This window comes from Paracoccus sp. J56 (assembly GCF_019633685.1).
GTDB classification, from domain to species: domain Bacteria; phylum Pseudomonadota; class Alphaproteobacteria; order Rhodobacterales; family Rhodobacteraceae; genus Paracoccus; species Paracoccus kondratievae.
The window spans coordinates 1-8,970 of the sequence record NZ_JAFL01000053.1 but is presented as its reverse complement, the minus strand read 5'-3'; the positions used below and the strand labels follow the sequence as shown (position 1 = coordinate 8,970).

Sequence of the window (8,970 nt, the reverse complement as noted above, 5' to 3'; positions counted from 1 at the left end):
CGGTCAGGTCAGCGACTACATCGGTGCGCGGGCATTGCTGAGCAGCCTGCCGGATGTCGACTGGTTGCTCGGGGACCGCGGTTATGACGCCGACTGGTTCAGGGAAGCGTTGAAAGACAGGGGCATACGCGCCTGCATCCCTGGCCGGAAGCAGCGAAAGAAACCGGTGAAATACGACAAGCGCCGATATAAACGCCGCAACCGCATCGAGATCATGTTTGGCAGGCTCAAGGATTGGCGGCGTGTGGCAACACGATACGACCGCTGTCCGAAGGTCTTCCTCTCCGCCATCGCCTTAGCGGCGGCCGTCATGTTCTGGCTATGATAGCTCAACGAGTCCTGACCCTACGGGTGTCGCAAACACCCAGCTCTATGGAGTTCGAAGCCCGCGCCATACCGGCACAGGGATCAATGCCGAACCATGGGGTTGACAAGCCTGTCGGTCTCCAGCCTCAGGACCGACCGCCAAAGCGGCGTCTTGAAAATCATGTGCGCCGATCGCCCATCCGGCTCACTGGCTTCCTGCGACGTGATGAACCCAGCCCATTCCAACGGTTTCAGAACACAGGAACTGAAGACGCCGATCTGCCGCCAGCCGTCATTGTCCCAGTTCGGCCCCTCACCGTAGAAGACCCCGTAGAGCTCTCGCTCGCTCAGCCCGTTCTCAATCTCCACGTTCATGACGTTGAGCCAGGTGTCCCAGTTCCCCGGTGCCTCCTCGCCGGTCCGGGAATAGGCGGCGTGATCCATCGCCAGCAGGAAAAACGGCACCAGTTTGTCGAACAGCGCACCGGGCTGTCCCGCATACATCCTGCCGTCGTTCGTCGCGCGAAACGTGCCCTTGTAATGACGTCCGAGGCGCAACCGGATCAGCATGAAATGCAGCAATTCGAGCGGCGGGAAATCGGCTTCGTTCACCACCTTGCTGTAGCGGAACATCTCCTCGGCGGTCTTGCCGGGCCATTGGAAGTGTTCCACCGCCCAATGCACGAAATCCCGCTTGAAGGCCTTGGTGGCGGTCAGGCCGATGCTGCCTTGCTCCAAGGCGTAGCCGAGCGTCAACGAGGCGGCGCGGAACATGGGCGACAGGGCCAGGTCGGGATGGTCGTCAGGCAGGGGGCGGAAGTCGATCATGGAAGGGCCTGTCTTTGTCCTCTCGATGGAGGTTTGCTGACGATCATATGGCCAAGCTGCGCGGAGGCAAGCAGCCCAGCTGATTCCGTTGAGTCGTCAAGAGCCGTCTTCCCGTCAGAGCGAGAACGGCCGATGGAAATCCTCCGGGACCGCCTCACAAACCGCATGCGCACGGCCGTCGTCAGGCGACTATACTCTGACCGGCCGAGGAGAGGCTGCAATTCGTGGTCATGTCCTGTTGCTCGCATCCAATTCATAGAGCTCTGCCGGTCGGAATGCGTTTCCGGTCTCATACTCGCCGGTCGCGCGAAGAGGATGGTGATCCAGGAGCTTGCGCCGAAAAGCCGGTTTGGCCAATGAGCGTCCGAGAATGACCTCATGGACCTGCTGCACATCTCGCAGGGTGAAGCGCTTCGGCAGGAAGGCAAAGCCGACAGGTCCGGATCCTATCCTTTCCTGCAATCGGCGGACCGCATCCGCCAGAATGGCCTCATGGTCGAAAGCCAGCCGCAAAGGGACATCTGCGTCATTCTTCACAATGGCAACGGAAGAGCTGGCCCCCGGTATATGGACGCGGGCCAGTTGCAGATCCTGGCGCCCTGCCATGCGGCTTCGGAAGGCCGCTTCCGGCGCCACCGCCAGCCAGGCGATCGACACGACATGACCGCGAGGGTCCCGGCCCGGATCACCATACGCCGCCAATTGTTCGAGATGAAGGTCGCCGATCCCCGCCTTGGTTTGCGCCGCACGGCCAACGGCCTCTTCAAGGGGCTGGCCCTGATGCACGAATGCCCCCGGAAGCGCCCAGTCGCCGCCGACCACATCACCGTCTTCACGACGGATGAGCAGGCAGTAAAGCCCCGCATCCCGGACGCACAAGGCGATGATATCGACCGCAAGTGCGGGGTGTGAATAGTCGCTGAGTTGTTGCATGGTGGCTCTTATTTTTTACTTGGTTATTACTCTTGCGGATATAAGTAAAGACCGCTATTCTTTGCTCACCTCATCTTGCGGGACCTGTGGGGACATCCGGCCCCTGTCCGGTAATCCACAAAAATCCGGCATGGTTGCGTTGCCTGCCATCATTTCGGTTCCTAGGATATGAGGAAGAAGGCCGAGGCTGGTGATTTCCTGCCCGCAATGGCTTTGTTGCGCAAAAGGTGCTTTGGGTATAGTTCCCCTTTCCTTGGACAGACTTATCCTGCGGCCATTGTCGTGGGCGTGCCGAGAGCCGTGTAACGGTTCATGACGGCGCAGCGGATTTGGATCTCGGCGACCTGCCGGTCGAAGTCCCGCGCCATGAGGCTCTGACCCAGACGTTTTACACAATGCATCTTTGCCTCGATGCGGCTTCGGCGGTGGTACCCGCTCCATCGTCGCCAGATCGCCGGACCGAGATATTTGACGGCCCGGAGGATTTCGTTGCGGGCGCCCGCGCCGGCAGTTGTCGGCTTCCAGGGTTGGGCATTCTTGCGCGGCGGGATGATCGCCTCTGCCCCTCGATCCGCAATTGCGTCATGGCACTTGCGGGTATCAAAAGCCCCGTCGCCAGTCACGGAGCCGATGTCCTCATCGGGTGGGATCTGGCTGAGCAATTCCGGTAACATCGGCGCATCACCGATATCGCTCCCGGTCGCCTCGACGGCCCGCACCTCCAGCGTTTCCTCATCGACCGCGATGTGAACCTTGCGCCAGATGCGCCGCTTGGTGCCACCGTGCTTGCGGGCATTCCACTCGCCTTCGCCCTCCGCCTTGATGCCGGTGCTGTCGATCAGCAGGTGTAACGGGCCGTGGCCACCCCGATAGGGAATATCCACCGTCAGGGTCTTCTGTCGGCGGCATAGCGTGCTGTAATCCGGAACCGCCCAGTCCAGCCCCGCCAGACCGAGCAGACTTTCGACAAAGCCCGTCACCTGCCGCAACGGCATGCCAAACTGCACTTTCAGCGTCAGGCAAGCCTGGATGGCCGCATCGCTGTAAGCTTGCTGGCGGCCTCGTTTGCCGCTCGGAGGCGGCGACCAGATCTTCGACGGATCAAACCAGATCGTCAGCGAGCCACGTCGCTTCAGGGCAGAATTATAGGACGACCAGTTCGTGGTCTTGTATCTCGTTGGGGTCCAGTTGCTCATGCTCCCTGCTAGCACACTGGATTCGCAAGATGAATCCCGTCAGCCATTTGCGCAACAAAGCCGCGACGGCCCCAAAATCATCGCCTGCCGTGGCGTTTCAGAACACAGCTCACTGCCTGACTTCGTGTTGCCTGATAATATGACGAGACAAGCCTCACCCCATATTACCGAGCTTTGTAAAATGGCCTTTTTCTTCCCCGTGGCACCCGCCGGGCAGGGAAAGGGCTGCAAAGAACATTACCGCAAACCCTCCTGCCTTATGGGCTGAGATCAGATAAGCAGTATTTATTCTGATACCGAATGATGCCGGCGCGCCTGCTTGCGGCGGCTCGGAAACCGCCACAATAAATGTCTGAACCCTCCGCAGAATGCAGCGCCCGCCGCATTATCCGCCCTCAATCCTCTGCCGGTCGAGGCGATAGACCCGTGCCCTGTCCGGATCGACATGCCGGGGCAGGCGATACTGATATGACCTCTGCTCACCACCCGGAACCAGCAGACCCGCATCGCCCAGCAGCTTCACCGCCAGGCCTGCCGGCATGCCGGAGGCGATGTCCATCCGGAACGCATCGATGCCGAGATAGATCCAGCGCTCATCACACCAGCCGATGGCATCCGGATCCGGCTCGGCTCCCGGCGGGCACAAGCGGTGGCGGTTGCGGCGCAAGTATCCGGCCAGACGTTCCGCCATGGCCTCGGCAGTCGACGGCGGACGCGCCGCATGGGCCCTGTGCCAGATCACCGCGATCTCGACGAGGGCGTCGGTCGCCATGCCCTTCCGCCAGGGCAGGACGCCGAGCCGGCTGCCGATTTCGCCAGCCACAGCGATCAGGGCCAGACGGTTCAGAACCCGCAGCACCGGCCCCTCTTTGGCATTCCCAGGCAGCCCGACCGCCACCAGCATCTTGCTGCGCAGGCGCGAGATCATCGGGCGCAGGGTCTCCTTCATCAGGTCATGTTGTGCGATGATCCTGTCCACGAATGCCGGCAGGACATGCCCATAATGTTCCCTGGCAGCATTCTGGAGCGTCTCGGCGAAGACGTGGCCCGAGCCATGTCCATGTAACGTCTTGAAGAGGCCGAACTCCCATGACGGTGCAGGAATGTCGATCAGCCGGACGCCGATCCCTTCGGGCATCTGGATCCCGGCAGCAGCCAGGATCCGCTCAATCGGTTTCTCCGAGGTCGAGAGCAGGACGGTTTCCCAGTGCGCCGTCGCTTCCAGGATCAGTTTGTGGTTGCCGCGCCCCCGGCCCGTGCCATTGCCGATCATGTAGATGGCCTCGAGGATCGCGGGCGAGGGTCGGGCCGGGAATTCATCCAGCATCAGCGTGCCGTCATGGGCCAGGCGGCATGCGAGTTCCAGCGCGGTGTTGGTGGCGTTCCAGCGGTCAAGTTTGGGCGGCCCCATGCAGCTCTGCGCGGCGAGCAGGGCGGTGGTCTTTCCCGAACTGGTCGAGGCGTAAAGATTTACCCCCACGGTCTCGATCCCGGCATGTTTCAAAAGGGGTCCCGCCAGCACCGCCGAAATGGCGCAGATCAGCGCCGGATTGCCGACGGCCAGACGACCAACGGTGTCTTTCCAGCCGTCCAGCGAACCCGAAGACGGCACGGCGCTACGGGCATGGAGCAGTTCGACGGCCTCACCCCGCTGCGGATCCGCCGAGAGCAGCTTGCCGTCAGGCAGCAGATAGGCAGGTGCCGCATCCGTCCCTGCCATCCAGCCGGGACGCGAGACCGACAGGATCCGGGCTTCCACCGGCCAGCGGCGGATCAGGTCGATGATGTCATTCCGGTTGCCCTCGATCGCCAACCCTGCCGAGATCAGCTGCGCACAGACGCTGCGTGGCTTGTCTAGGATATCGGCCTCGGGGATGGTTTCCCGACGCAAATTTCCATCGCGATCGAGAAAGCAAACCCGGCGGCTCCAGTTCCTGCCGCTGTCATCGCGGGTCAAGGCTTCGACGCGCAGAGGTCCGCACATCGGCACCCATTCATCGTCGATACCGCCATAGCCCAGCATCTGTTCACGCGGAAGATGGGTCCAGAACGGGGGCAATTCCTGACGCATGGCGACCAGGAAGGCGGCGATTTCCGGATCGTGATGAAGAGCGCGCAACCGGGCCTCGGACGTCTCCTCAGCGGCATCATCCGGCAGAATGGTCTGTCCGGCATCGGTGGGGGCGGGCGGGGTTTCGGGAAGCGCGCTGTGCTGCTGTGCGTCGATAGGGTTATTGTCCGGCATCGTTTTTTCCATGCAAGGCGCGGGGTTGCGCCATCCCCATCATGATGTGCCGGGTCGGCATGCAAGTCAGCGGCAGGGATGCGCGATATTGTGGACAATGGCACCAGATGCCCGAATTTTGGGGATAACCCGGATGGGAACGGACAATGATCCGATGGAGAAGGAAGCGGCAGACCCCACACATGCGGAAAATCCGGATAAATCGCCCATGCCCATCTGCCGGTCCGTTGGATTTGTTGGACCATTGGACCGGACCGAGCACTACAAGGCAGCGCAGGTTGAAGCCCGCGGTGCGGCGGCTGTCCAACAGTCCAACCGGTCCGGCGGACCAAAACAAAGAGAGGCCTTGAACCGGTGTCAGGCGGGAGTCCCCCGCAGCACCGCCTTGCCTGCCCTACGCAAGATTATGGAAGCCCTGTTGCCATTCAGGCCACCATCATTGCCAGGAACTCGCCAAGGCATTGTGCGTGATCCGCGCCGATTTGGTCAGGCCGCCGCAAGCTGATCCTACGATCCGCTGTCAGGTCGCACCGGGGGTTCAACGCATTCCCTCTTGACGAGTTTGGGCCACAATTCCTGATCTTGGCAATCTCGGCATCGCAGAACGGATGTCTCATCCTTTTCCCAGTTCAGGTGACACCGCCCGAATGAAGGATAACCTGAACCCATTCCGATGATCTGGGACACTCTGAAGACATCCGTCAGGGAACCCGTTTGACCCGGGACGCACTGGCGCCATCTGATCGCCTGCCCGGATTGACGAACCTATTGTGGGTTGCCCGCTGATCTCAGGCTTCAACAATCCAACCGCGACGTCCGCACCCTTCAATCTCCCGGGCCTGTCATCTCCAGCCACTGGGCCAGTGCGCGTCGGATCATCTCGGGCCGCGTTGGCAGATCCCTCTCATCACGACGTCGATTGTCTATCGCTTCTATCAGTTCGCGAGGAAGCCGAAGATTGACCGCCTCCGAATCCACAGGAGGGCGTCCGCGTTTTTTTTCCATTTTCCCGAATCTATGCTTGATTTACGGTTTAATGGTGTCATATAATGCAGGCACAGGCAAGGGCTCCTACCCCCTTGCCCGGCCCTAACCACAACTGATCCTCAGGAGATCACTCATGGCTATTCACACGTCTATCATTTCGCCGCGCCATTCGGAAGCGGTGCCGTCGTTCCGCCCGACGCCTGTCACCATCCAGTTTGGCGCTGTGATGCGCGATCTTTCGGCCTACATCGAGGCTGAGCGCGATCTCGAGCATTGCGACAGCTGGGACCCGGCCTGCGACGCGTGGATCCGCGACGCCGAACGGGCCCGGGCGCATGTGCTGGACGCGATCACCGCCCTGCGCGGAACACCGGTCTGTCGCTGCGAGGATCAGCCATTGAAGCGCCTCGGTCAAATGGCACAGATGTTGATCGAGAGCGACAGCCCGGAACAGGTCCGGGACATTCTCGCCCTGCCCGACCGCTTTCCCGATGCCTTCCGCTGCGCCAGTGACAGCCCTGTTGCACGGCGCGTCAACATGATGGTCGCGGGTTTCCAGCAGCATCTGCATGCCCTCGCGACCCTTGAGGATGTCGCGGATATGGTCGAAGCAGACTGTTTTGTGGTCGAGCCGGACACGCCCGCGACCATGCTGGCCCCCACAGCGTAAGCGCCCCGCATATCTGACGGCATCAGCCTGGTGACCATCGGGCAAGCCAGCCGCACCCACACCATTCCTTTTGCCAGCGGTATCCGGTCGCACACCCCGCGTGCGCCAGCTCTGCCCTTTGGCTTCCTATCATCCTGCTTTTTTCGGGAGGACTTCCTATGTCCACGACCATCCTGTCTTCGCACGACACTCAAGACCTGCTTTCGGTCTCCGACCTTCCGCTCACCATCCATCCCGGCCCAATCCATGCCCATTGGGCTGAGGCCGCCCGCGCCAAGGGCTTCGATCTGATCGCCCGCGTCCGCGACCGCCTGCATGTCGCCCTGCGCTGCCAGAGCTGCGGCGGCATCCATGTGAACCGGCACTATGTGGTGATGAATGCGCAGCCGCTGTGCCCGCACTGCATGGAGACCCGTTGGCGCGAGACGGCCCTCGTCGCTGGCCTGACCTGGCTCGGTCGGGATAGCACGCATCGCCATTACGGCCGCTACGGCCTGCCGTGTGGTCATGAATCACGACGGCAGTTCACCTTCGTTGAGCGTGTCGCGTCCGGTGTGGTTTCGGCACGCTGCGAGACTTGCCTGATCCATCGCGAGGAAGAGGAGGCACTGCGGTTCGGCTGGACGCGCCTCGGGCGCGATCCCAAAGGCAACGCGTCCTACCGGCTCTATCGCCACCATTGCGGGCACGAACAACGCGTAGCAGTGGCGAACATGCGCTGGGGCCAGTGCGACTGCGCCGGTTGCGGCCAAAGCTGGACCGCCAAACCCTCGTTCATCTACCTGCTCGACATCCGTCATCCACGGACTGAGAGACACTATCTCAAACTTGGATACTCGTCGCATCCGGTAAAGCGTCACAAACATCAACTTGGGCTGCCCAAAAATGCTCACGTCGAGGTTCTCCGGGTCGTAGCCATGCCGACCGGCCATGCGGCCTGTGCCCGCGAGAAGGCCGCGCATGCGGAACTTCGTCGTCTCCATCCGGAAGCCCTCGTCCCTCACCCGGAATTCAGTGATCTCATGAACGTGGTTTCCGAGATCTACAGGCCTGAGTCGCTTGCCATCCTCCACGAGACCCTTGATCGGATCGAGGTGGAGATCGCAGATGCAGACCGCACCCGGAACCCTGATGCCATCTCCACGCCGCGCCACACCACGGCCCGCCACAATCCGGACAGCGCGCATGATGACCCGGAATCGCCAGCCCCCGCCGCATCGGCCATCCGGACTCCGGCATCCCAACCGCACCGCAAACCCCATCCCACGGCAGCCCCACGTGATCGCCATCCGATCCTGCTTCGCCATTGGGGCCTGACCGGATAACGCGTTCCGGGCGAGGCGTTCCGGATCACACCAGGAGACCATTTCTCTGATCCGGATGCCTCCAGCGGCAAGGGGGCTGCTGCCCGCCTCCTTGCTCTCAGGAAGCCATGCCGCACCGAAGCAATGCTAGGGCGTGTTGACAAAAGGGATTCACCGGGCGCGGTGATCGTGATTCAAGCTGGTATCTGCAATGGAGACCAGCGTGGCACGAAACCTGATGTCGAACGACGAGTGGGCGTTCTTTGAACGCTTCATCCTGGCTGTCCGTTCTCCGAACGGCCGCAAGCCCACGAACCATCGGCTTGTTCTGGATGGGATTTTCTGGATCGCCCGAACGGGGTCGCCCTGGCGCGACCTGCCGGAAGAGTTCGGCAAATGGTCGTCTGTCTATCGGCAGTTCCGGCGCTGGACGTTGGCGGGGCTGTGGGAACAGATCCTGGAGGCGCTGAACGAGAGCCGGATCGTGCCGGATGCGCTGCA

9 protein-coding genes are annotated in these 8,970 nt (G+C 61.7%); 4 read left to right on the top strand and 5 right to left on the bottom strand.

Annotation, left to right across the window (positions count from 1 at the left end; translation table 11 throughout):
- A partial coding sequence (locus M511_RS18520; protein ID WP_139824643.1) for an IS5 family transposase occupies nt 1-325 on the top strand: 325 nt, incomplete at its 5' end.
- Between the two features lie 83 nt (nt 326-408).
- Here the strand turns inward: M511_RS18520 and M511_RS18515 are convergent.
- The 5 genes from M511_RS18515 to M511_RS18495 all read right to left on the bottom strand — a co-directional run bounded on the left by M511_RS18515 (nt 409) and on the right by M511_RS18495 (nt 6,513).
- On the bottom strand, nt 409-1,134 hold the full coding sequence (locus M511_RS18515) for a hypothetical protein (protein ID WP_010400772.1): 726 nt from the start codon (nt 1,132-1,134) through the stop codon (nt 409-411).
- A gap of 228 nt (nt 1,135-1,362) precedes the next feature.
- Complete coding sequence (locus M511_RS18510) at nt 1,363-2,067, bottom strand: NUDIX hydrolase (RefSeq protein ID WP_010400775.1); 705 nt, start codon at nt 2,065-2,067, stop codon at nt 1,363-1,365.
- Nucleotides 2,068-2,330: 263 nt separating this feature from the next.
- Complete coding sequence (locus tag M511_RS18505; RefSeq protein ID WP_010400778.1) at nt 2,331-3,263, bottom strand: IS5 family transposase; 933 nt, start codon at nt 3,261-3,263, stop codon at nt 2,331-2,333.
- Nucleotides 3,264-3,648: 385 nt separating this feature from the next.
- On the bottom strand, nt 3,649-5,508 hold the full coding sequence (locus M511_RS18500) for a DUF927 domain-containing protein (protein ID WP_240547707.1): 1,860 nt from the start codon (nt 5,506-5,508) through the stop codon (nt 3,649-3,651).
- Between the two features lie 825 nt (nt 5,509-6,333).
- Entirely contained in the window at nt 6,334-6,513 is a 180-nt protein-coding gene (locus tag M511_RS18495) for a ribbon-helix-helix domain-containing protein (RefSeq protein ID WP_081614940.1), read from the bottom strand.
- Nucleotides 6,514-6,628: 115 nt separating this feature from the next.
- Here M511_RS18495 and M511_RS18490 point away from each other — a divergent pair, with 115 nt between their 5' ends.
- The 3 genes from M511_RS18490 to M511_RS18480 all read left to right on the top strand — a co-directional run.
- Entirely contained in the window at nt 6,629-7,165 is a 537-nt protein-coding gene (locus M511_RS18490) for a hypothetical protein (protein WP_051416271.1), read from the top strand.
- A 158-nt stretch (nt 7,166-7,323) separates the two neighbouring features.
- Complete coding sequence (locus M511_RS18485; protein ID WP_084637859.1) at nt 7,324-8,490, top strand: hypothetical protein; 1,167 nt, start codon at nt 7,324-7,326, stop codon at nt 8,488-8,490.
- A gap of 190 nt (nt 8,491-8,680) precedes the next feature.
- On the top strand, nt 8,681-8,970 hold a 290-nt coding region (locus M511_RS18480), incomplete at its 3' end, for a transposase (RefSeq protein ID WP_139824560.1).